This is a genomic window from Mesorhizobium sp. M1066 (genome assembly GCF_040318635.1).
Taxonomy (GTDB): Bacteria; Pseudomonadota; Alphaproteobacteria; order Rhizobiales; family Rhizobiaceae; genus Mesorhizobium.
In genome coordinates, this window is the sequence record NZ_JAMYMR010000003.1 from 288,423 (window position 1) to 309,426 (window position 21,004).

Annotated in this window: 18 protein-coding genes; 10 read left to right on the top strand and 8 right to left on the bottom strand. The window is 63.1% G+C overall.

Annotated features, from left to right (window positions below; translation table 11 throughout):
- Positions 1-16: 16 nt before the first annotated feature.
- The gene (locus NKH52_RS07165) at positions 17-922 is read right to left on the bottom strand and encodes a proline iminopeptidase-family hydrolase (protein ID WP_352728404.1); all 906 of its coding nucleotides are present in this window, start codon (positions 920-922) and stop codon (positions 17-19) included.
- Between the two features lie 54 nt (positions 923-976).
- Positions 977-2,491: a leucyl aminopeptidase gene (locus NKH52_RS07170; protein ID WP_352728402.1), complete on the bottom strand. Its 1,515-nt coding sequence runs from the start codon at positions 2,489-2,491 to the stop codon at positions 977-979.
- A gap of 246 nt (positions 2,492-2,737) precedes the next feature.
- Between NKH52_RS07170 and NKH52_RS07175 the strand changes: the two genes are divergently transcribed.
- Both NKH52_RS07175 and NKH52_RS07180 read left to right on the top strand, forming a co-directional pair.
- Entirely contained in the window at positions 2,738-3,640 is a 903-nt protein-coding gene (locus NKH52_RS07175; protein ID WP_352728400.1) for a LysR substrate-binding domain-containing protein, read from the top strand.
- Between the two features lie 244 nt (positions 3,641-3,884).
- Positions 3,885-5,342 (top strand): NCS1 family nucleobase:cation symporter-1, encoded by a 1,458-nt coding sequence (locus NKH52_RS07180; RefSeq protein WP_352728398.1) that lies wholly within the window; start codon positions 3,885-3,887, stop codon positions 5,340-5,342.
- 36 nt (positions 5,343-5,378) lie between these two features.
- Here NKH52_RS07180 and NKH52_RS07185 read toward each other — a convergent pair whose 3' ends face one another.
- The 5 genes from NKH52_RS07185 to tpiA form a co-directional block, all read right to left on the bottom strand.
- The gene (locus NKH52_RS07185; protein WP_352728396.1) at positions 5,379-5,915 is read right to left on the bottom strand and encodes a DUF1697 domain-containing protein; all 537 of its coding nucleotides are present in this window, start codon (positions 5,913-5,915) and stop codon (positions 5,379-5,381) included.
- A gap of 18 nt (positions 5,916-5,933) precedes the next feature.
- Positions 5,934-7,571, bottom strand: coding sequence for a CTP synthase (gene pyrG, locus NKH52_RS07190; protein WP_352442407.1), 1,638 nt, complete (start codon positions 7,569-7,571; stop codon positions 5,934-5,936).
- A gap of 137 nt (positions 7,572-7,708) precedes the next feature.
- On the bottom strand, positions 7,709-8,836 hold the full coding sequence (locus NKH52_RS07195) for a L,D-transpeptidase (protein WP_352728394.1): 1,128 nt from the start codon (positions 8,834-8,836) through the stop codon (positions 7,709-7,711).
- Between the two features lie 211 nt (positions 8,837-9,047).
- Positions 9,048-9,521 carry a preprotein translocase subunit SecG gene (secG, locus tag NKH52_RS07200; protein WP_352728392.1) on the bottom strand — a complete coding sequence of 158 codons (474 nt, stop codon included), beginning with the start codon at positions 9,519-9,521 and terminating at the stop codon, positions 9,048-9,050.
- A gap of 170 nt (positions 9,522-9,691) precedes the next feature.
- The gene (tpiA, locus tag NKH52_RS07205) at positions 9,692-10,459 is read right to left on the bottom strand and encodes a triose-phosphate isomerase (RefSeq protein WP_352728390.1); all 768 of its coding nucleotides are present in this window, start codon (positions 10,457-10,459) and stop codon (positions 9,692-9,694) included.
- Between the two features lie 144 nt (positions 10,460-10,603).
- Between tpiA and NKH52_RS07210 the strand changes: the two genes are divergently transcribed.
- Genes NKH52_RS07210 through NKH52_RS07230 form a run of 5 tightly spaced genes read left to right on the top strand, consistent with a single transcriptional unit; the run spans position 10,604 to position 16,016 of the window.
- Positions 10,604-12,496 carry a SurA N-terminal domain-containing protein gene (locus NKH52_RS07210; protein ID WP_352728388.1) on the top strand — a complete coding sequence of 631 codons (1,893 nt, stop codon included), beginning with the start codon at positions 10,604-10,606 and terminating at the stop codon, positions 12,494-12,496.
- Positions 12,493-13,503 (top strand): anthranilate phosphoribosyltransferase, encoded by a 1,011-nt coding sequence (trpD, locus tag NKH52_RS07215; protein ID WP_352728386.1) that lies wholly within the window; start codon positions 12,493-12,495, stop codon positions 13,501-13,503. Before NKH52_RS07210 ends, trpD begins: the two co-directional genes overlap by 4 nt.
- A 10-nt stretch (positions 13,504-13,513) precedes the next feature.
- The gene (trpC, locus tag NKH52_RS07220) at positions 13,514-14,326 is read left to right on the top strand and encodes an indole-3-glycerol phosphate synthase TrpC (RefSeq protein ID WP_352728384.1); all 813 of its coding nucleotides are present in this window, start codon (positions 13,514-13,516) and stop codon (positions 14,324-14,326) included.
- Between the two features lie 2 nt (positions 14,327-14,328).
- The gene (gene moaC, locus NKH52_RS07225) at positions 14,329-14,811 is read left to right on the top strand and encodes a cyclic pyranopterin monophosphate synthase MoaC (protein ID WP_127295518.1); all 483 of its coding nucleotides are present in this window, start codon (positions 14,329-14,331) and stop codon (positions 14,809-14,811) included.
- Positions 14,811-16,016 carry a molybdopterin molybdotransferase MoeA gene (locus NKH52_RS07230; RefSeq protein WP_352728383.1) on the top strand — a complete coding sequence of 402 codons (1,206 nt, stop codon included), beginning with the start codon at positions 14,811-14,813 and terminating at the stop codon, positions 16,014-16,016. The genes moaC and NKH52_RS07230 overlap by 1 nt, the downstream gene beginning before the upstream one ends.
- Before the next feature lie 48 nt (positions 16,017-16,064).
- Here the strand turns inward: NKH52_RS07230 and NKH52_RS07235 are convergent, their stop codons facing one another.
- Positions 16,065-16,895 (bottom strand): hormone-sensitive lipase, encoded by an 831-nt coding sequence (locus NKH52_RS07235; protein ID WP_352728382.1) that lies wholly within the window; start codon positions 16,893-16,895, stop codon positions 16,065-16,067.
- A 309-nt stretch (positions 16,896-17,204) separates the two neighbouring features.
- On the opposite strand from NKH52_RS07235, the gene NKH52_RS07240 reads away from it, so the two are divergent.
- From NKH52_RS07240 to kynU, 3 genes are all read left to right on the top strand, one after another.
- On the top strand, positions 17,205-18,830 hold the full coding sequence (locus NKH52_RS07240) for an AMP-binding protein (protein WP_352728380.1): 1,626 nt from the start codon (positions 17,205-17,207) through the stop codon (positions 18,828-18,830).
- Positions 18,827-19,663 (top strand): tryptophan 2,3-dioxygenase, encoded by an 837-nt coding sequence (kynA, locus tag NKH52_RS07245; protein ID WP_031213580.1) that lies wholly within the window; start codon positions 18,827-18,829, stop codon positions 19,661-19,663. The genes NKH52_RS07240 and kynA overlap by 4 nt, the downstream gene beginning before the upstream one ends.
- Positions 19,664-19,742: 79 nt before the next feature.
- Complete coding sequence (gene kynU / locus NKH52_RS07250; protein WP_352728378.1) at positions 19,743-20,990, top strand: kynureninase; 1,248 nt, start codon at positions 19,743-19,745, stop codon at positions 20,988-20,990.
- Positions 20,991-21,004: the final 14 nt, after the last annotated feature.

A 21,004-nucleotide genomic window follows, 5' to 3' on the forward strand; every position in this document is an offset into this window, starting at 1 on the left:
CTTGATTCCCCTTTTTTCAGTTATCGTTGTGGTCCAGGAAGTCTCCCACCACCCGCATGCACGCATCTTGCTCTTCGACATGCGGCATGTGGCTGGAATGCTCGAATATCTCCCAGCGAGACCCCTTGATGCCGTCCTTGTAGGGCTGCACGGTCGCGGGCGTGGCCTCGTCGTGACGTCCGGAGATGATCAATGTGGGAACATCGATGGCCGGCAGGCGCTCAACGATGCTCCAGTTCTTCAGCGTTCCGATGACATGAAACTCGTTCGGCCCATTCATCAGATTATAGACGGTCGGATTGCGCACGACCTGGGCGAAACTTTCCGTGACTTCGGGCGGGAAAGGCACGACCCGGCAGACATGCCGCTCGTAGAACACCATCGTGGCCGCCTGGTAAGCCGCATCGTCCGTCGTGCCGGCCTGCTCGTGCCGGGTCAGAGTCTCCTGCACATCGGCAGGCAGATCCGCACGCAAGCGGTTGGCCTCTTCGACCCACAGCTTCATGGACGCCGGTGAGTTGGCAATGGTCAGCGACTTCAGACCCTGCGGCCGCGTCACGGCATATTCGGCGCCCAGCATGCCGCCCCAGCTCTGGCCGAGCACGTGGAAGCCCGCCCGAATGCCGAGGTGGTCGACCAGGTTTTCAAGCTCGTCGATGAACAGCCCAGGTGTCCAGAAATCGGCGCCTTTCTCAGGCAGCAAGGTGGAATTGCCGCAGCCCAACTGGTCGTAGTGAATGACGGCGCGATCCCTGCGCGCAAGAAGCTTGTAGGCATCGACATAATTGTGGGCGACGCCCGGGCCGCCATGCAGGATCACCACCGGCGCCTTTTCGCCACCGAGTTCGCCACTGACCCGATACCAGGTCTCGTGGGCCCCGAAAGCGGCCCGTCCTTCCATGCCGATGATCTCAGATGACATCCCAGTTCCCAGTGCGGTTGAAGGCATCTTGTATTTGTCCGTGACTGCGGGCGCCTAACTCATGTTTCGGCTGACCTGCACCCACTCTTCCAGCATCTGCACGCCAAATGCCGTGGCGCCTTGCCTGCCCAGAGGCCGATCGGTGTCGGTCAGTTCCTTGCTGGCGATGTCGAGATGCACCCAGGGGCGGCCTTCAGTGAAGTGACGCAGGAAGGCCGCGGCATAGGGAGCGTCGCCGTCCTCCATGTCCTTGGCATGATGCCTGAGGTCCGCGAACGGCGATTGCAGACCCTCATCATAGGCCCGGTCGAGCGGCAGCCGCCAGAACCGTTCGCCGACCGTTTCTCCGGCCGCGATCATCTGTGACGCGATGGCATCGTCGGTGCTGAACAGGCCGGCGAATATCGACCCCAGGCCACGCGTCACCGAATAGGTCAGCGTCGCCAGATCGACGATCACCGAAGGGTTGAAGCGCGTGGCTGCATAGTGGAGGCAGTCGGCCAGAAGCAGGCGTCCTTCCGCATCCGTGTCGAACACTTCCACGGTCTGTCCCGAGGCCGTGGTGATGATGTCGCGCGGTTTGAGCGCGGTGCCCGATGGCATGTTCTCGGCGATGCCGAGAACACCGACAACGTGTACCGGGCTGCCTTGCCGGGCGAGCGCGATCAGCAGGCCGACCACAGCGGCCGCTCCGCCCATGTCGGCCTTCATGTCGAACATCTGCGCTCCGCCTTTGATGCAGAGGCCTCCCGAATCGAAGCAGACGCCCTTGCCGACGAAAGCGAGTGGTTGGGCGGGAGCACCCTTGCCCCGGTAGCGCAGGACAGCGACCCGCGGCGGGCGCGCCGAGCCCGATCCAACAGCAAGGAGCGCGTTCATGCCGAGCTCCTTCAGTTGCGCGGCATCGAGCATTTCGATGTCGATGCCGGCTTCACGCAACGGCTCCAGATGGTCATGGAAATTGTCGGGGTGGAGATGGTTCGGCGGCAGGTTGACCAGGGTGCGTGCATATTCCACGCCGTCGGCGATGGCATTGATCCGCGCCAGCGCCGCGGTCAGATCCGGGCCGCCGGCCCCGACCAGTTTCACCCGCAAGGTTCGATCCGCTCCTGCTCCTTGCCGCCGGTTGCGCATGTCGAAACGATAGCGGCGCAGCCGCATGCCAAGCGCGACACGCGCCAGGATTTCGGCTCCGGGCAGGTCAACGCCGGCGATGGGGTCCAAAACCAGGGTGGCCGTGCATTCCCCCTTGCCCTCAAGATGGGCGGCAAGCAGACCGCCGGCGCGCGCCAATGACAGGGTGGTTACGGCTTCAGCTTTGCCCAAGGCCAGGACGACCACACGCTTAATCGATACGGCCTGAGGAGCAATAAGATCGATGCAGGTGCCGGATTCGGCCAAGGCGGCCGGGTCGGAGCAGGCGCGAGAGAGAATCCCGCTCATCTCGGCATCCAGGGCGACTGCCCGCGGGCCAAAGCTCGTGTGGGCAGTTTGCAAAATCACGACGACAGAGGCTTCGGCGGAAATCTCGTCCGCGGTCTCGAAAACCGGCGCTGGCGATTGAGGCATAGGCTGGCGCTCTCTCCAATTGCGGCAATACCAGCCGGTAGCGAGCAACGCTTCGCTCGCCCCGGTGGAGACTGGTCAAGCCGGTCCCCGCCGTTCGTGGTATAATGCCGGTCCCCAAACAGTCGCTTTCTTGAGACGACTTAATTGCTCTTGTCTTCTGGGTATCCCCTAACGGGGCAGGCGATCAAACGCGAATTCTGCCCATGTCGATTGACAAAAACTCAACTGACAATTCATGATCGGCCAATGGCCCTTCCCTCACTCAATGGCATGCGCGCTTTCGAGGCCGCCGCTCGCCTCGGCAGCGTCAAGGACGCGGCGGAAGAACTGCATCTGACACCCTCGGCTGTCAGCCGCCACATCCGCGCGCTTGAACGAAATCTTGGCCAGGACCTGTTCGAACGCGGTTTTCGCCAGATAACGCCAACCATCAGGGGCTCCTACTATGCACGCAGCCTCTCGGAGGCGTTCGAAGCCATCTGGCGCGCCACCGATGACGTCAGCCTCTCCGAGGGGTCGCGCCACGGCAAGATCCAACGTGTCCGGGTCTTGTGCGCGCCCACCGTTCTGAACCTTTGGCTGGCGGACCGGTTGCCGAACTTTCGCCGGTTGCATCCGTCGGTGGATCTGGAGATCTCCACTTCGGGCAAGCGCGCCAACTTCGATTTGGCCATTGTCGACGAGTTCGTCTACAAGGCCGGCCCGGCTTTGACGCTGCTGATCCCGCTGCTTTTGACCCCGGTCTGTGCGCCTTCGCTTTTGGACGGGCCTGTGCCGCTGCGATCGCCGGCCGATCTGGTCAATCATCATCTGATCCATGAATGCGAAACCATGAGATGGAAGCGTTGGCTGGAGCAGGAAGGCGTTCTGGAAACGACGCCAAAATCCAGCACAACACTGGATGATTGCACCTTGATCATGCGCGAAGCGATCAATGGCGCGGGAATAGCGCTCGCGGACACGATGATGGCGCAAGATTTTCTGCAGCAAGGCAAACTGGTCGCCCCGTTCCGTGCCCGCCACACCTATCCGGCCGGCATTTACCTGCATCAGCGTCGCAGCATCGGCAACAAACCAGGCACCGGCCTGTTTCAGGATTGGCTGCTCGCCGAAGTCGCGGACCACAAGCAGGTGATGGCCATCGCTTAGATGGTCCCCTACCGAAGGTGTCGGCAGCCACCGCTTCAGATTGAAATCCCGGTGTCGAACTTCGAATCATCCGTGCCGGGCTCAGCGATGACCCACCATCGCCTTGCATCGATAATCGCAGTTCTCATTGAATATCTTTAAGGCCAAAGCCGGCAAATAGGTTGCTTGTCGGTTCCCCTGCGGCAGGCTTAACCTGCACGCGGTCAACGCGTGAGGGCGCGTGCTGCAAAAGGGGAACATTGCCATGACAATACAGGGTGCTTCACCTGATCTGTACAACGAGGATCTGGCTCCGGCCAAAGTTCGAAACTGGGGACCATTCTCGATCTTCAACGTCTGGACGTCGGACGTCCACAGCCTTTGGGGCTACTATCTTGCCGCCAGTCTGTTCCTGTTCTGCGGCGGCTTCGTCAATTTCATCATCGCCATAGGCATCGGATCGTTGATCATCTACGCGCTGATGAACATGGTCGGCTATGCCGGCGTGAAGACGGGCGTGCCCTACCCCGTGCTTGCCCGCGCCTCTTTCGGCATCTGGGGCGCCAACATACCGGCACTGGTGCGCGCCATCGTCGCCTGCTTCTGGTACGGCGCGCAGACGGCCGCCGCCTCGGGCGCGATCGTGGCGCTGCTGATCCGCACGCAGTGGTTCGCCGATTTCAACGCCAGCACGCATTTCCTCGGCCATACCGGCCTGGAGGTGATCTGCTTCGTGGTTATCTGGGGGCTGCAACTGCTGATCATCCAGAACGGCATGGAAACGGTGCGCCGCTTCCAGGACTGGGCCGGCCCCGCGGTGTGGGTGATGATGCTGATCCTGGCGATCTATCTCTGCGTCAAATCCGGGAGATTCGCCTTCACCAGCGACATCCCGATGGACGTGTTGCTGGACAAGACGAAGGACGCGGGCGTGCCCGGCACGCCCGGCTCGTGGACTTCGCTGTTTGCGGTGGCAGCAATCTGGGTCACCTATTTCTCGGCGCTCTATCTCAACTTCTGCGATTTCGCCCGTTACGCGCCGGACAAGGCATCGCTGCGCAAGGGCAACATCTGGGGCCTGCCGATCAACCTCATCCTGTTCTCGCTGGTCGCCGGCGTCACCACCATTGCCGCCTTTGACGTCTATGGCGAGGTGCTGCTACATCCCGACCAGATCTCGGCGAAATTCGACAGCTGGTTCCTGGCAGCGCTCGCAGCCTTGACCTTTGCCGTGGCGACCCTCGGCATCAACGTGGTGGCAAACTTCGTCTCGCCGGCCTTCGATTTCTCCAACGTCTTTCCCAGGCAGATCGACTTCAAGAAGGGCGGCTATATCGCGGCCGTCATCGCCCTGCTGCTCTATCCCTTCGCGCCATGGGAAGGCAGTGCCGCTTCGTTCGTCAACATCATCGGCGCGACGATGGGACCGATCTTCGGCGTGATGATGGTCGACTACTATCTGATCCGCAAAGGCGAGGTCGACGTCGAGGCGCTTTACCGCGAAGACGGCGAGTTCCGTTTCCAGGGCGGCTGGCACGTCAATGCCTTTATCGCCGCCGGCATCGGCGCCATCTTCTCATCGATCCTGCCCAACTTCACCAACTGGCTGCCGTTCTGGTGGGGCGTCTATGGCTGGTTCTTCGGCGTGGCGATCGCCGGCATCATCTACTACGTGCTGCGCACCGCCGCTTTAGGCGCCGGCGCCAAGACCGCGAAAGCCTGACGGGCGTCATTCGGGGCGGCGCAAAGCCGCCCCGAACTACCCGAGCATCTCGGCCAATCTGCGCACTGTGTTCCAGTTGCGCGACGTGCCCGTGCCCATGCGCTTGTGATTCATTGCCGCGAGCAGCCGCGAGCTTGTCCTCTCGCGTGAAAATACGACCCAGATGTCGCCGCCGACCGAAGTCACTTTTTCATCCTCGCCGGCATAGGCTTGGAGCCCCTTCACGGCCTCCACGGGCGCAGGCTTGCGCATCACCCGTACGGCCACCTGATCGCCTGCTTTAGCCGAATCGGCCGGGAACGGATTGCTGGCGGCAAGCTTCAGCCAGTCCTCGGCACCGCGCACGAGGATATCGACATGGCGGCCGAAGGTTTTTTCAAAGGCTGCCTCCAACCACCGTTCGAGGTCGGCGATATCAGTTGCCGGTGCCTCGAAGACCAGATTGCCCGTCGCCACCAGCGTGCGCGGGTTGTTCAGCCCGAGCTCTTCGGCCATGGCCTTGAGGTCGGCCATGACGACCCGGCGGCCCTCGCCCAGGATGATGCTGTAAAGCAGCGCGACATAGGTCTGCATTGCCGCCCGACCTGATCGCTACACCAACCGGCTCTGCTCCACCGCCGCCTCGATGAAACTGGCGAACAGCGGATGCGGGTCGAGCGGCCGGCTTTTCAGTTCCGGATGATATTGCACGCCGATGAACCAGGGGTGGTCTGGATACTCGACCGTCTCCGGCAGCACGCCGTCGGGCGACATGCCGGCAAACACCAGGCCGCAATCTTCGAGCCGCTCCTTGTAGTCGACATTGACCTCGTAGCGGTGGCGATGGCGCTCGAAAATCTGTGTGTCGCCGTAAATCTCGGCGATCTTGGAGCCCTTGGCGAGTTCGGCCTGATAGGCGCCGAGCCGCATCGTGCCGCCGAGATCGCCGGTTTCGCGGCGCTTCTCCAGCATGTTGCCTTTCAGCCATTCGGTCATCAGGCCGACGACCGGTTCCTCGGTCGGACCAAACTCGGTCGAAGACGCATGCTCGACGCCGGCCAGCGACCGCGCGGCCTCGATGCAAGCCATCTGCATGCCGAAGCAGATGCCGAAATACGGCACCTTGCGCTCGCGCGCGAACTTCGCCGCCAGGATCTTGCCTTCGGCACCGCGCTCGCCAAAGCCGCCGGGAACCAGGATGCCATGCACCTTTTCCAGCCATGGCGTCGGATCCTCCTTTTCGAAGATCTCCGATTCGATCCAGTCGAGCTTGACCTTGACGTGGTTGGCCAGGCCGCCATGCGAGAGCGCCTCGATCAGCGATTTGTAGGCATCCTTGAGGCCGGTATATTTGCCGACCACGGCGATAGTGACCTCGCCTTCCGGATTGTGGATGCGGTTGGACACCGCCTGCCAGGGCTCCATGCGCGGCTTCGGCGCCGGATCGATGCCGAAGGCGGCCAGCACTTCCGAATCGAGCCCTTCCTTGTGGTATGCCATCGGCACATCGTAAATATGCGGCACGTCGAGCGCCTGGATCACAGCGCTCTCGCGGACGTTGCAGAACAGCGACAATTTTCTGCGCTCTTCTTTGGGAATGGCGCGGTCGGCCCGGACCAGCAGGATGTCGGGCGCGATGCCGATGCCGCGCAGCTCCTTGACCGAATGCTGAGTCGGCTTGGTCTTCAGCTCGCCCGCTGTGGGGATGTAGGGCATCAGCGTCAGATGGACGTAAACGGCGTTGTTGCGCGGCAGGTCGTTGCCGAGCTGGCGTATCGCTTCCAGGAACGGCATCGCCTCGATGTCGCCGACCGTGCCGCCGATCTCGCAAAGCACGAAATCATAGTCGTCATTGCCGTTGAGGACGAAATTCTTGATCTCGTCGGTGACGTGCGGAATGACCTGCACGGTTGCGCCGAGATAATCGCCGCGCCGCTCACGCTCGATGATGTTCTTGTAGATGCGGCCGGTGGTGATGTTGTCCTGCTGATTGGCGGAGCGGCCGGTGAAGCGCTCGTAATGGCCAAGATCGAGATCGGTTTCCGCGCCATCATCAGTGACGAAAACCTCGCCATGCTGGTACGGCGACATCGTGCCCGGATCGACATTGAGGTAGGGGTCGAGTTTTTTGATGCGTGCGCGATAGCCTCGCGCCTGCAGGAGAGCCCCAAGGGCCGCTGCGGCAATGCCTTTTCCAAGTGAGGAAACCACGCCGCCTGTGATGAATACATATCGCGCCATGGGAGTCATCGCTTAACGCGGCCGGATTGATTCCGCCAGAGAAAAAACCACCGCGAAGGTTTTTTCCCAAGAAGGCGCTCGGATCGTGAACAGGGCAAAACAAAAGGGCCGGCTGAGCCGGCCCTTTCGGCAGGATGACGAAAACGTCAGATGATAACGACCTTGGTGCCAACCCTGACGCGGCTGTAGAGGTCCATGACGTGCTCGTTGATCATGCGGAAGCAGCCATTAGAGGCGCTGGTTCCGATCGACTGCGGCGCGATGGTGCCGTGGATGCGCAGATGCGTGTCCTTCTTGCCGTCATAGAGATAGATGGCGCGCGCGCCGAGCGGGTTCTGGCCACCGCCGGGCATGCCGTCCTTGTACTGGCCGTAATGCTTCGGCTCACGCTTCTGCATATCCAGCGTCGGGATCCAGCGCGGCCATTCCTGCTTGTCGCCGACCGCAACCGTACCCTTGTACTGCAGACCCTCGCGGCCGACCGCGATGGCGTAGCGGCGCGCGGTGGAGGACGATTCGACGAGGTAGAGGCGCCGCGCGCTGGTGTCGATGACGATGGTGCCCGCATCGTAACCGCTGAATTCCACGTCCTGCGGCACGAATTCCGGCTTCACCTTGAACTGCTTCTTGGCTTCCCTCTTGGCGAGCACCTGGTCGAGAGCCCGTGTCTCAGGGAGATAGCTTATCGAAGACCCGGACGAGGTGCCGCCGAAGAGACCGGCGAACAGACCACCGCTGCTCGGCTGCTTCTGGCCGATGACCTCGCTGCGCAGCTCGCCATTGTTGCCGGTCAAGGCGACGTTCATCGCCTCTGCCGGAAGCGGCTCCGCCGACTGGATCGGCGCGATCGGTTCGATAGGCTCGATGATCTTGGCAACCTGCTTCTTGGCCGGCTTGGCATCGGCCACCTCGGTTGCCGGCGCGCTCTTGCCCTTCTTGGCAAGGAACGCCTGCCGTTCAGCGTCGGCCTTGGCCTTGGCCGCCTCACGCATCGCCAGTTTCCTGGCTTCGAGCGCCTTGGCTTTGGCGGCCTCCTTGTCGGCAACGATCTTGGCCTCGATCTTCTTGATCTGGGCGAGGTCGTCGGGCGTCGGGTTTTTCTTCTTCTTGAGAAGCTTCAATTGCGACGCGTCACTTTTGACGGCGACGTTGATGGCGGAGGTTGTTTCAACCGAAGGCTGTGCGACCATATTGGCTGGAACGCCAGCGAAAGCGGGGGAACTGATGCCGATTGCGGCACAAAGTCCCAGGAAAATGAAGCTGCGAAGCTGCATGGCGAAGATCCGATCGTTCTATGCTTGTTGCCCACGGCGTCGCCCAGCGCCCCCCAAGGGCGCCGGAAGTGCCGCGCGCAATCTATAGTCGAATAAGCGCGGGGGCCTCAAGCGTGAGGTCGTACCTCACCCAGTCGAATCTTTGTGATCTCGCTGCATTTGCCGCGACTGTGTTCAAACGAGCACAGATCGCGGCTTCAGCCGCCGAAGACTACTGGTTTGGAACCTGCGGGGCCGCCGGCGCGGCGGGAGCCGTGCCGTTGGTCGCCGGCGGCGTCGAGCCGGCGGCAGGCGCAGTGGCCGGGGCAGTCGCCGGAGCCGCGGCATCGTTGCCGGAAGGCGGCGTCGGCGTGGTGGTGCCGGCGGGCGCCGGGGTGGTCGTGCCGGGTAACTGGTTGAGCACGCCTTTGCCTGCTGCACCATCCGATGTCGCCGGCACGCGGTCGAGGATATCGATCGGCTTCTCGCCGTAGCGGGCGACGATCGACAGTGTCAGTGACGTGGCGAAGAAGGCAGCCGCCAGGATCGCCGTCGCACGCGTCAGCGCATTGGCAGCACCACGCGCGGTCATGAAGCCGGATCCGCCGCCGATGCCGAGGCCACCGCCTTCGGAACGCTGCAGCAGCACCACGCCGACAAGGGCGAGCACGACCATGAGATGGATGACGATCAGTACGGTTTCCATAGTTTATCCTGGCAAGGCCTTGCCCGGCCGCGGACACGACCGGTGAATTGGAGGCGGCTCAATACAATGCTTTGACGGCATTTCCAAGCCCGTGGCCGGAATATGGGAAGCAACCCGTCCTTTGCAACGATTTCGTGCACCGGAAGCCCTGTCCGGCGGAGCGAATGTCTTCAGGCAATATTGCGATAGGCCTCGGCGATGCCGAGAAAATCCGCCGCTTTCAGGCTGGCGCCGCCGACCAGCGCGCCGTCGACATTCCTAACGCCGAGCAGTTCGACCGCGTTGGAGGGCTTGACCGAGCCGCCATAGAGAATGCGCACCTTCGCCGCGACGCCGCCGAGCTTTTCCGACAGCCTTTCGCGGATATGTGCGTGTGCTTCGGCAACATCGGCCGCGGTCGGCGTCAGGCCGGTGCCGATCGCCCATACCGGCTCATAGGCGATGATGGTGTTGGACGGGGTGGCGCTTGGCGGGACCGAACCATCGACCTGCCGCGACAGCACGTCCAGTGTGGCGCCCGCTTCACGCTGTTCATGCGTTTCGCCGACGCAAATGATGGCAATAAGCCCGGCACGCCATGCGGCGGATGCCTTGGCCTGGACTGTGGCGTCATCCTCGCCGCGCTGCTCGCGGCATTCGGAATGGCCGACGATGACATGGCTCGCACCGGCATCCCTGAGCATTTCCGCCGAGATGCAGCCGGTGTAGGCGCCGCTCTCCTTGGTATGGCAATCCTCACCGCCGGCATGCACCGGCGTGCGTGACAGGATCTCCGCGGCGTGGGCAAGCAGGGTCGCGGGAACGCAAACCAACGCTTCGGTCTCCGCGTCAAGTCCACTCATGAAGCCGTTGCCGATCATCCTGAGCTCGTTGAGCGAGGCGCTGGTGCCGTTCATTTTCCAGTTGCCGGCGACGAGCGGGCGAATTCCTGGTGTCATGGGTTTGCTTCTCCGGGCGATATCGGGCTCTGGCCCTCACTACCAAAATCAGGCCACAAAGCAATCGACAGTGGGCCGGAAGGGCGCTATTGCGCTTGTTTCAGACTCGGCGCATGCGAAAATGCGCATAAATCGGAAGTAAAAATGCTTGGTATATTGAGAAGCGCGGCAGGCACCTGGGTCGCGAAGGGGCTGCTGGTGCTGCTGGTGCTCAGCTTTTTGGTCTGGGGCGTTTCCGGACGGCTGATGGGCGGTTTGGCCGGCCATGATTCGGTCATAACGGCTGGCGGCACCAAAGTGTCGATCAACGAATACCGTCTCGCCTACGATCGCCAGCTCGCTGTCATGTCGCAGCAGTTCGGCCAGCGTCTCAGCCACGAACAGGCAAAGGCGCTCGGCGTCGACAACCAGGTGTTGGCTCAGCTCGTCTCTGGTGCCGTTCTCGACGAACAGGCCCGCAAGCTGGGCCTCGGACTTTCCAAGGACCGACTGGCCGAGCTGACACGCGAAGACCCGGCCTTCAAAGGCCCAGGTGGCCAGTTCGACCGCAGAACGTTCGAATATATGCTGCAGCAGATTGGCATGCGGCCCGAGGACTATCTGAAGAACCGTGCCCAGGTGGCGGTGCGCCAGCAGATCGTCGAGGCTGTCTCGGATGGCCTCAAGGCTCCGGACACTTTCTTCAAGGCTGTTGCGCTCTATCGCGGCGAAGACCGCACCATCGACTATTTGACGCTGCCCAAGGCACTGGTCGAGCCGATCGCGGCACCGTCCGATAGCGTGCTCTCGGCCTATTTCGAGGCCAACAAGAAGACATACGCGGCGCCCGAATACCGTAAATTCTCCTATGTCCGCCTCGAACCCGTCGACATCATGGATACGACCGCCGTCACCGACAGCCAGGTCAGCGACGACTACAACAAGAACAAGGCGCGTTACACCACGCCGGAACTGCGCACCGTCGAGCAGCTCGTGTTCAAGACGCCGGATGCGGCCAAGGCCGCACTCGATTCGCTCAAGGCCGGCGCTACTTTCGACAAGCTGGTCACGGCGGAAGGCAAGACGCCGGCCGACACGCTGCTCGGAACGCTTGCCAAGGACAAGATCGCCGACAAGGCGGTCGCCGACGCGGCCTTTTCGCTCAATGCCAATGAAGTCAGCCAGGTCGTGCAAGGCGCCTTCGGGCCGGTGCTGCTGCGCGTCACCGAGATCAAGCCCGAGGTGGTGAAGCCACTGGCCGAGGTGTCCGATCAGATCCGCAAGGATCTGGCGTTGGGCGAGGCAAGCCGCATCCTTCTGGACGTGCGTGACAATTACGATGACACCCGCGCCGCCGGCAGTTCGCTGGCTGAGGCCGCGGCCAAGCTGAAGCTGAAGGTCGTCACCATCGACGCCATCGATCGCAGTGGGCTGCGGCCAGATGCAAGCATCGTCAAGGACCTGCCGCAATCGCCGGAGCTGATCAAAGCCGTCTTCGACGCGGAACCCAACACCGAAAACGATGCCTTGACCACCGCGGACAACGGCTTCGTTTTCTATGAGGTGGCCTCCATCACGCCAGCTCGTGACCGGACGCTGGGCGAGGTTCGTCAGAAAGTCGTCGCCGACTGGACGGCGGCGGAGACGACCAAGCGGCTTGCGGCCAGGGCTGACGAGCTCGAAAAGCGGCTCAAGGCCGGCGCCACGCTCGACGTCATCGCCAGCGAGCTGAAGCTGGAAAAGCAGACCAAGCGCGGCGTCAAGCGCGAGGCCGACGATGTCGATTTCGGCAAGGAAGGCGCGGCAGCGATGTTCGGCGTCGGCGAAGGCGGTACCGGCCTGATCCCCTCGCCCACCGGCGACGGACAGATCCTGTACAAGGTCGCCGAAGTGTTCGAGCCCGCCGGAGCCGATGCCAGTTCGGTGCCGGACGATGCGCAGAAATCCTTCACCTCCGGCATGTCTGACGACCTGCTCGACCAACTGGTGGCACAGTTGCAGACACAGTACGACGTTCGCATCGACCAGGCCGCCGTCGCCCAAGCCTCGACAAGATGAGCGCGCTGAAAACCTATATCGCCAAGATCGCGACCGGTAGCGCGCTTTCCTTTGAGGAAGCGCGCGAGGCCTTCGACATCATCATGTCGGGTGACGCGACCCCCGGCCAGATCGGCGGTTTCCTGATGGCGCTGCGCGTGCGCGGCGAGACGGTGAGCGAGATTTCCGGCGCCGTCGCAACCATGCGGGCCAAGATGCTGCACGTCGACGCGCCCACCGATGCCGTCGACATCGTCGGCACCGGCGGCGACAATTCCCACAGCGTCAACATTTCGACGGCATCGGCCTTCGTCGTTGCCGGCAGCGGCGTGCGGGTTGCCAAGCACGGCAATCGCGGCCTGTCGTCGCTGACGGGGGCAGCCGACGTGCTGGTTGCGCTCGGCGTCAAGATCGACATCTCGCCCGAATTCATCGGCCGCTGCATCCACGAGGCAGGCGTTGGCTTCATGTTCGCGCCCGCGCATCATCCGGCGATGAAGCATGTCGGCCCGACCCGCGTCGAACTCGGTACCCGCACCATATTCAACCTGCTCGGGCCGCTCTCCAATCCGGCCGGCGTCAAGCGGCAGCTGGTCGGTGTGTTCCTGCCGGAATGGATCCTGCCGGTTGCCGAGACACTGAAGGCGCTGGGTGCCGAGCATGTCTGGGTCGCCCATGGCGACGGCTATGACGAGATCACCACCACCGGCGAGACGCAGGTCGCCGAACTGATCGGCGGCGAAATCCGCAGCTTCACGCTGACCCCTGAAGCGGTTGGGCTGGCGCGTCACAGCAAGGATGAATTGCGCGGCGGTGATGCGGACTACAACGCCAAGGCCTTGCGCGATATGCTGGGCGGCGGCGCCGGCGCCTATCGCGACACCGTGCTGATGAACGCCGGTGCCGGACTGGTTGTGGCCGGCAAGGCGACGACGCTTGGCGACGGCATCGCGGCGGCGGCGCAAGCCATCGATAGCGGCCGTGCCCTGCAAGTGCTCGACAGGCTGGTCGAGATTTCGAACGGATAACGGATAGAGCGTGTCTGACATTCTTCGCAAGATCGAGGCCTACAAGCGCGACGAGATCGCGGCGGCAAAGGTTCGTGTGCCGCTCGCCGAAATCAAGGCGCGGGCAAAAGATGCCGACGCGCCGCGCGGCTTTCTTGCCGCGCTGGAAGCGAAGCGCAAATCCGGCGCCTTCGCGCTGATCGCCGAGATTAAGAAGGCAAGCCCGTCCAAGGGGTTGATCCGCGCCGATTTCGATCCACCGGCGCTGGCGCAGGCCTATGCCAAGGGTGGTGCTGCCTGTCTTTCGGTGCTGACCGACGCGCCGTCTTTCCAGGGCGCGCCGGAGTTTCTCACCAAGGCGCGGGCAGCCGTCGCCCTGCCCGCGCTGCGCAAGGATTTCCTATTCGATCCGTATCAGGTCTACGAAGCCCGCGCCTGGGGCGCGGATGCCATCCTGATCATCATGGCCAGCGTCGATGACGCGCTGGCGAGCGAACTTGAGGTGACGGCGTTCGAACTCGGCATGGATGCACTGGTCGAAGTGCATGACGAGGCCGAGACGCAGCGCGCGCTGAAATTGTCGTCGCGGCTGATCGGCATCAACAACCGCAATCTGCGCACATTCGAGACCAGCCTCGACACTTCAGTGCGGCTGGCGACGATGGTTCCGGCCGACCGCTTGCTGGTCAGCGAGAGCGGTATTTTCTCGCATGACGACTGCCTCAGGCTGCAAAAGAGCGACATCGGCACTTTTCTTGTCGGCGAGAGCCTGATGCGGCAACAGGACGTCACCGCGGCGACGCGCCTGCTTCTGACAGGCAAGGCTTTGGCCGAGGCCATCTGACGATGGTATCAGGCCTTACCCATCTCGGCGTGCAGGGCGAGGCCAACATGGTCGATGTCGGCGACAAGGCGGAGACGACGCGCACGGCGATTGCCGAAGGCTTTGTCGCGATGCAGCCCGAGACGCTGAAGATGATCCTCGCCGGCAACGCCAAGAAGGGCGATGTGCTCGGCACCGCGCGCATCGCCGGTATCATGGCGGCGAAGAAGACGCATGAACTGATCCCGCTCTGCCACCCGCTGCTTTTGACCAAGGTTTCCGTCGACATCGAGCCCGACCATGCTTTGCCGGGCCTGAAGGTCACCGCGCTGGCGCGCGTCACCGGCAAGACGGGTGTCGAGATGGAAGCGCTGACCGCCGCTTCGGTAGCTTGCCTGACCATCTACGACATGGCGAAAGCAGTCGACCGCGCCATGGTCATCACCGGCATCCGCCTGGTCGAAAAGACGGGTGGCAAGTCGGGTGACTACAAGGCGAGCGCCTGATGGCGCTGGTTCCTATCGCGGAGGCGCTTGAACGCCTGCTCGATGGTGCGGCGCCTCTAGCCGCCGAAAGCGTTCCTCTGTTCGAGGCGGTGGATCGTGTTCTGGCGGAACCGGTCGTTGCTCTTCGCACCCAGCCGCCTTTCAATGCTTCCGCCATGGACGGCTATGCAGCGCGCGCCGCCGACGTCACGTCGGTCCCATCCAGGCTGTCGGTGATCGGCATGGCGCCGGCCGGGCGTGGCTTCGACGGCACGGTCGGCAAGCGCCAAGCGGTGCGCATCTTCACCGGCGCCCCGCTGCCCGAAGGCGCCGACACAATCGTCATCCAGGAGAATGTCCTCGATCTCGGCGGCGGCGATATCGAAGTGATCGAGCCCACCGCGGAGTGGCGCAACATCCGCCGCATCGGGCTCGATTTTTCAACAGGCGACATGCTGCTGGAAAAAGGCCGCTTGCTCGACCCGGCGGCACTGTCGCTGGCAGCATCGGCCAACCATCCCCGGGTCAGCGTGGTGAAACGGCCGCTGGTCGCCATCATCGCCACCGGCGACGAATTGCTGCCGCCGGGCAGTGATCTCGGCCCGGACCAGATCATCTCATCGAATGCCTATGGCGTCGCTGCCACCGCACACTCGGTCGGCGCCCGCGCGCTCGATCTCGGCATTGCCCCCGATCGCAAGGAGGCTATCGCTGCCCTGATCAGACAAGCGGTCGCGGCCGGTGCGGATGTCATCGTGACGCTTGGTGGCGCCTCGGTCGGCGATCACGACCTGATCCACGACGTGCTGACCGGCGAAGGCATGACGCTCGGCTTCTGGAAGATCGCCATGCGCCCCGGCAAGCCGCTGATGTTCGGCCGCCTCGGCGACATCAGGTGCATCGGCCTGCCCGGCAATCCGGTGGCAAGCCTGGTCTGCTCGCAGTTGTTCCTGAAGCCGCTGCTGGCGCGGCTCGGCGGCCGCAATCATCGCCAGGACGTTCGCCAAGCGCGATTGGGCGCCGCAATGCCGGCCAATGATTTGCGCCAGGACTATGTCCGAGCCGTGGTCAGGGAAGATGACGGCGTGCCGGTGGCGACGCCGTTCGGTATCCAGGATTCCTCAATGCTGAGAATGCTGGCCGACGCCAACGGGCTGATCGTGCGGGCGCCGTTTGCCCCTGCAGCGGCTGCTGGCGAGGCTTGCAGCGTTTTGATGCTGCGCTGAGGAATCCCAGACAAGCCATTCATAACAGACGAGAAAGTGATCCCGGCTCTAGTTCGAGATCAAGCTCTGCGTCAGCGGATGCGCCGGGTCGGCAAGGCCGTCGACAATGCTGTAATGATGCCGGTCGGGCTCGACCACGACGCTGGTGGTGGCGCCGAGGCCGGTCCAGATGTTGGCAAGCAGCGCATTCTGGCGCAGGAATTCAGCGCGCTCGCCGCCACCGGCCCAGCAGGTGATGCGGGCACCATCCACGGGTCGCAGCAGCGCCGGGCTTTCAGCCAGCGCCTCCTCTTCGTCGATTGCCAGTTCCTTGTTCATGCCGGTGCGCATGATCGGACGCAGGTCATGCAAGCCTGAAATCGAAACGACTTGGCGTATGCGTCGCGCCACATCGGCAGCCAGCGGCGTGGTTGTCGTCACCATCCGGGTGGCGAGATGGCCGCCGGCCGAATGCCCGGTCAGCATCAGCGGTCCGTCGACCATTGCCGCTGCCTCGCCGATCGCCGCCCCAATCTCCCTGACGATGCCGGCGATGCGTATGTCCGGGCACAGCGTGTAAGAGGGCATCGCCACGGCGAAGCCACTGCCGACCGCGCCATTGGCGAGGTGCGACCACAAGCTCTTGTCGGTCTCCAGCCAGTAACCGCCATGGATAATCACTACCAGCCCTTTGGGCGCGGCCCTGGGAAGGAAAAGATCGAGCCGATTGCGCGGTCCGTCGCCATAGGCGATGTCGAGCCGCGCCCGGCCCTGCGCCGACAGCGCATCGCGGAATGCTTGCGCTGGCTCCGCCCACGCAGACGGCCAGCGATCACTGCCCGCGATGTTGGCGCCGTTTGCATAGGCATCATCCCAATTGACGATGTGACGTTCGAACATCTGCGCCCTTCCCCAAGACGGCATCGCTACTTGCTAGCAATGGCCACCGCCATGCCATGCGTCAATGCCCTGAGCAAAAAACATTTTAGGCTTGAAACAAATTTCGACTGGTGCGATCCTGCCCCAACGAACAGCCGACAATGGGAGGTCTGCTGTGCTGCCCGAACCTGCAGATGTTCACCCTTTCTGGGCGCATCCCAGCAGGTGCGATGGTATTACGAAGCTTCCTCAGAGCAGGACCTTAGGATCCACTACATCCGGCCAAGGCGCATCGCGCACTGGCCAGGCAGCAGACGGGAGAGCGGCGACATGCTTGGGCCTTCAGCGCATATCGACACGTTCACGCGCGATCACCTGCCGCCGCCGGAGCAATGGCCTGAAATCCTGCTCGACGGCTTCGACTATCCCGAACGCCTCAACGCCGGTGTCGAACTGACCGACAGGCTGGTCGAAAAAGGTCTCGGCGACCACACCGCCCTCATCGGCAATGGCCGCCGCCGCACCTACAAGGAACTGTCCGACTGGACGAACAGGCTGGCCCACGCGCTGGTCGAGAATTATGGCGTCAAGCCGGGCAACCGGGTGCTGATCCGCTCGGCCAACAACCCCGCCATGGTCGCCTGCTGGCTGGCTGCCACCAAGGTCGGTGCCGTGGTCGTCAACACCATGCCGATGCTGCGCGCCGGCGAACTCGCCAAGATTGTCGACAAGGCGGAAATCACCGTCGCGCTCTGCGACACCAGGCTGATGGACGAGATGACCGTGTGCGCCAAGGACAGCGCATTCCTCAGGCAGGTCATCGGTTTCGACGGCACCGCCAACCATGATGCTGAACTCGATCGCGCCGCGCTCGACAAGCCGGTGACGTTCAGTGCGGTCAACACCGGCCGCGACGATGTCGCCCTGCTCGGCTTCACCTCGGGCACGACAGGCGTGCCGAAGGCGACGATGCATTTCCACCGCGACCTGCTGATCATCGCCGACGCCTACGCCCGCGAAATCCTGGAGGTGACGCCGGACGACATCTTCGTCGGCTCGCCGCCGCTGGCCTTCACCTTCGGCCTTGGCGGGCTCGCCATCTTCCCGCTGCGCTTCGGCGCTGCCGCGACGCTGCTCGAACAGGCGACGCCGCCCAACATGATCCACATCATCGAAACCTACAAAGCGACGATCTCCTTCACCGCGCCGACTGCCTACCGCGCCATGCTGAAGGCCATGGATGAAGGTGCCGATTTGTCATCGCTGCGCGTTGCAGTTTCGGCCGGTGAGACCTTGCCCGCTCCGGTTTTCGAAGAGTGGACGCAAAAGACCGGCAAGCCGATCCTCGACGGCATCGGCGCCACCGAAATGCTGCACATCTTCATCTCCAACCGCTTCGATGACATGAGGCCTGCGTCGACCGGCAAGCCGGTGGGCGGCTATGAGGCGCGCATCGTCGATGACGAGATGCGCGAGGTGCCGCGCGGCACGACCGGCAGGCTGGCGGTGCGCGGCCCGACCGGCTGCCGCTACATGGCCGATGACAGGCAGAAGGAATATGTGCGCGACGGCTGGAACCTCACCGGCGACACCTTCACGCAGGACGAGGACGGCTTCTTCCATTTCGCCGCACGCTCCGACGACATGATCGTCAGCGCCGGCTACAACATCGCCGGTCCCGAGGTCGAGGCGGCGCTGCTGGCGCATCCGGACGTCGCCGAATGCGCGGTGATCGGTGCAGAGGACGCCGAACGCGGCCAGATCGTCGAGGCGCATGTCGTGCTGGTGCAGGGCGTCGCGCCCGACGCCCTCACCACCAAGCGCCTGCAGGACCATGTCAAGGCAACGATCGCGCCCTATAAATATCCGCGATCGGTAAAATTCATCGCCGCTCTGCCCAAGACCCAGACCGGAAAGATCCAGCGCTTCCGGCTGCGCACGGAGAAAATCAATTGAGCCAACCGTACGATCCGGCGTCCGAAGGCGCCCAGATGTCGTTCAAGGAGCGCATGTCCTACAGCGACTACCTGCACCTGGAGAAAGTGCTGGAGGCCCAGACGCCGCTGTCATCGGCGCATGACGAGATGCTGTTCATCATCCAGCATCAGACCTCCGAGCTCTGGATGAAGCTTGCTCTGCACGAGATTGGCGCCGCGATCCGTTCCATCCGCGCAGACCGGCTCGAGCCGAGCTTCAAGATGCTGTCGCGCGTTGCGCGCATCTTCGAGCAGCTGAACAATGCCTGGGACGTGCTGCGGACGATGACGCCCAGCGAATACACCGAGTTCCGCGACGCGCTCGGCCAGTCCTCGGGTTTCCAGTCCTGGCAGTATCGCGCCATCGAGTTCATGGCCGGCAACCGAAACCTGGCAATGCTCGGGCCGCACAAGCATCGGCCCGACCTGAGCGGGAAGCTGGAAGCGATCCTGGCCGAGCCGTCGCTCTATGACGAGGCACTGCTGCTTTTGGCGCGCAACGGATTCGACATCGGTGCCGATGCCAGGCGCACGGACTGGCGTGAGACGCGAACCGAGAATGAAGAGGTGCTGGTCGCCTGGCAGACCATCTACCGCGATCCGCAGCGCTACTGGATGTTCTACGAACTGGCCGAGAAGCTGGTCGACTTCGAGGACTATTTCCGGCGCTGGCGCTTCAATCACGTCACCACGGTGGAGCGCATCATCGGCCTGAAACGCGGCACCGGCGGCACGTCGGGTGCTTCGTATCTGAAGAAAATGCTCGAGGTCGTGCTGTTCCCGGAGCTGTGGACGGTCCGCACCCGGCTCTGACGTCGAAATGAAAACAGGCACACCGAGGGGACGCGCTGTGGCGGAAAACCCTTCGCGAACAACCGGGGACTGACCGACCATGAGTGGAATTCCTGATCTCGCCGCAGTCGAAGCGATGGATGCCACGGATCCGCTGCGGGCCATGCGCGACCGTTTCATTCTGCCGGAGGGGATGATCTATCTCGACGGCAATTCACTGGGGGCAGCGTCTCATGCCGTTTTCAGCGAGCTGCAGCAGGCGGCGACCCAAGAATGGGCCCAGGATCTCATCCGAGCTTGGAACACGGCCGGATGGTTCGAGATGCCAATCGAACTCGGCGACCAGCTCGGACGCCTGATAGGAGCCGCGGCCGGCCAGACCGTTGTCTGCGACACGACATCGACCAACATCTACAAGGTGCTGCACGCGGCGCTGGAGATGCGGCCCGGCCGGTCGGCCATCGTCGCCGAAGGTGACAGTTTTCCCACCGACCTGTACATCGCCGAAGGCGTGGCCTCGACCCGGGATGGCGTCCTGCTGCGCCTCGCGGGTGTCGACGCGCCGACCATCGAAGAGCTGATCGACGAAAACGTCGCGGTGGTGCTGGTCAATCACGTCAATTACAAATCGGGTGAACTGCGCGACATGGCGGCGCTGACGCGCAAAGCTCATGCGGCCGGAGCGCTGATCGTCTGGGATCTTTGCCACACCGCCGGCGCCCTGCCCGTCGAGCTCGATCACGCAAATGCCGATTTCGCCATCGGCTGCACCTACAAGTACCTCAACGGCGGTCCGGGCGCACCGGCCTTCATCTATGCCGCGCAGCGCCACCACGGCGATATCAGCCAGCCGCTCAGCGGCTGGTGGGGCCATGCGCGGCCCTTTGCCTTCGAACGGGGTTATGTTGCCGGCACCGGCATCCGCCGCTTTCTGTGCGGCACCCAGCCTGTCCTGTCGATGCGGGCGCTCAAAGGCGCGCTTGCCATCTGGAGCGACGTCGACATGGCGGCATTGCGGAAGAAGAGCGTCGCACTGACAGAACTGTTCATCCAGCTCGTCGAAGCCAAGTGCGGCGCCTACGGTCTCACGCTGGAGACCACCCGCGACGCGACCAGGCGTGGCAGCCAGGTGTCGTTCCTTCACGACCATGGCTATCAAATCATGCGGGCGCTGATCGAGCGCGGGGTGATCGGTGACTTCCGTGCGCCATCGACCATCCGTTTCGGCTTCACGCCGCTGTATGTCGGCTACAAGGATGTGTGGCTGGCGGTTGAGGTGCTGGAGGATATTCTGCGCACGGGCGCATGGAAGGACCAGCGTTTCGCGGTCAAAGAAGCCGTTACCTGACGCAACGATCCCCG

Excerpts from the sequence above, each read along its gene's own strand:
- NKH52_RS07175 (WP_352728400.1), top strand. The coding sequence starts at position 2,738 with ATGGCCCTTCCCTCACTCAATGGCATGCGCGCTTTCGAGGCCGCCGCT.
- secG (WP_352728392.1), bottom strand. The coding sequence starts at position 9,521 with ATGGAAACCGTACTGATCGTCATCCATCTCATGGTCGTGCTCGCCCTT.
- NKH52_RS07195 (WP_352728394.1), bottom strand. The coding sequence starts at position 8,836 with ATGCAGCTTCGCAGCTTCATTTTCCTGGGACTTTGTGCCGCAATCGGC.
- kynU (WP_352728378.1), top strand. The coding sequence starts at position 19,743 with ATGAGTGGAATTCCTGATCTCGCCGCAGTCGAAGCGATGGATGCCACG.
- tpiA (WP_352728390.1), bottom strand. The coding sequence starts at position 10,459 with ATGACACCAGGAATTCGCCCGCTCGTCGCCGGCAACTGGAAAATGAAC.
- NKH52_RS07240 (WP_352728380.1), top strand. The coding sequence starts at position 17,205 with ATGCTTGGGCCTTCAGCGCATATCGACACGTTCACGCGCGATCACCTG.
- NKH52_RS07180 (WP_352728398.1), top strand. The coding sequence starts at position 3,885 with ATGACAATACAGGGTGCTTCACCTGATCTGTACAACGAGGATCTGGCT.
- NKH52_RS07230 (WP_352728383.1), top strand. The coding sequence starts at position 14,811 with ATGGCGCTGGTTCCTATCGCGGAGGCGCTTGAACGCCTGCTCGATGGT.
- NKH52_RS07185 (WP_352728396.1), bottom strand. The coding sequence starts at position 5,915 with ATGCAGACCTATGTCGCGCTGCTTTACAGCATCATCCTGGGCGAGGGC.
- trpD (WP_352728386.1), top strand. The coding sequence starts at position 12,493 with ATGAGCGCGCTGAAAACCTATATCGCCAAGATCGCGACCGGTAGCGCG.
- NKH52_RS07165 (WP_352728404.1), bottom strand. The coding sequence starts at position 922 with ATGTCATCTGAGATCATCGGCATGGAAGGACGGGCCGCTTTCGGGGCC.
- pyrG (WP_352442407.1), bottom strand. The coding sequence starts at position 7,571 with ATGACTCCCATGGCGCGATATGTATTCATCACAGGCGGCGTGGTTTCC.
- NKH52_RS07210 (WP_352728388.1), top strand. The coding sequence starts at position 10,604 with ATGCTTGGTATATTGAGAAGCGCGGCAGGCACCTGGGTCGCGAAGGGG.
- moaC (WP_127295518.1), top strand. The coding sequence starts at position 14,329 with ATGGTATCAGGCCTTACCCATCTCGGCGTGCAGGGCGAGGCCAACATG.
- NKH52_RS07235 (WP_352728382.1), bottom strand. The coding sequence starts at position 16,895 with ATGTTCGAACGTCACATCGTCAATTGGGATGATGCCTATGCAAACGGC.
- NKH52_RS07170 (WP_352728402.1), bottom strand. The coding sequence starts at position 2,491 with ATGCCTCAATCGCCAGCGCCGGTTTTCGAGACCGCGGACGAGATTTCC.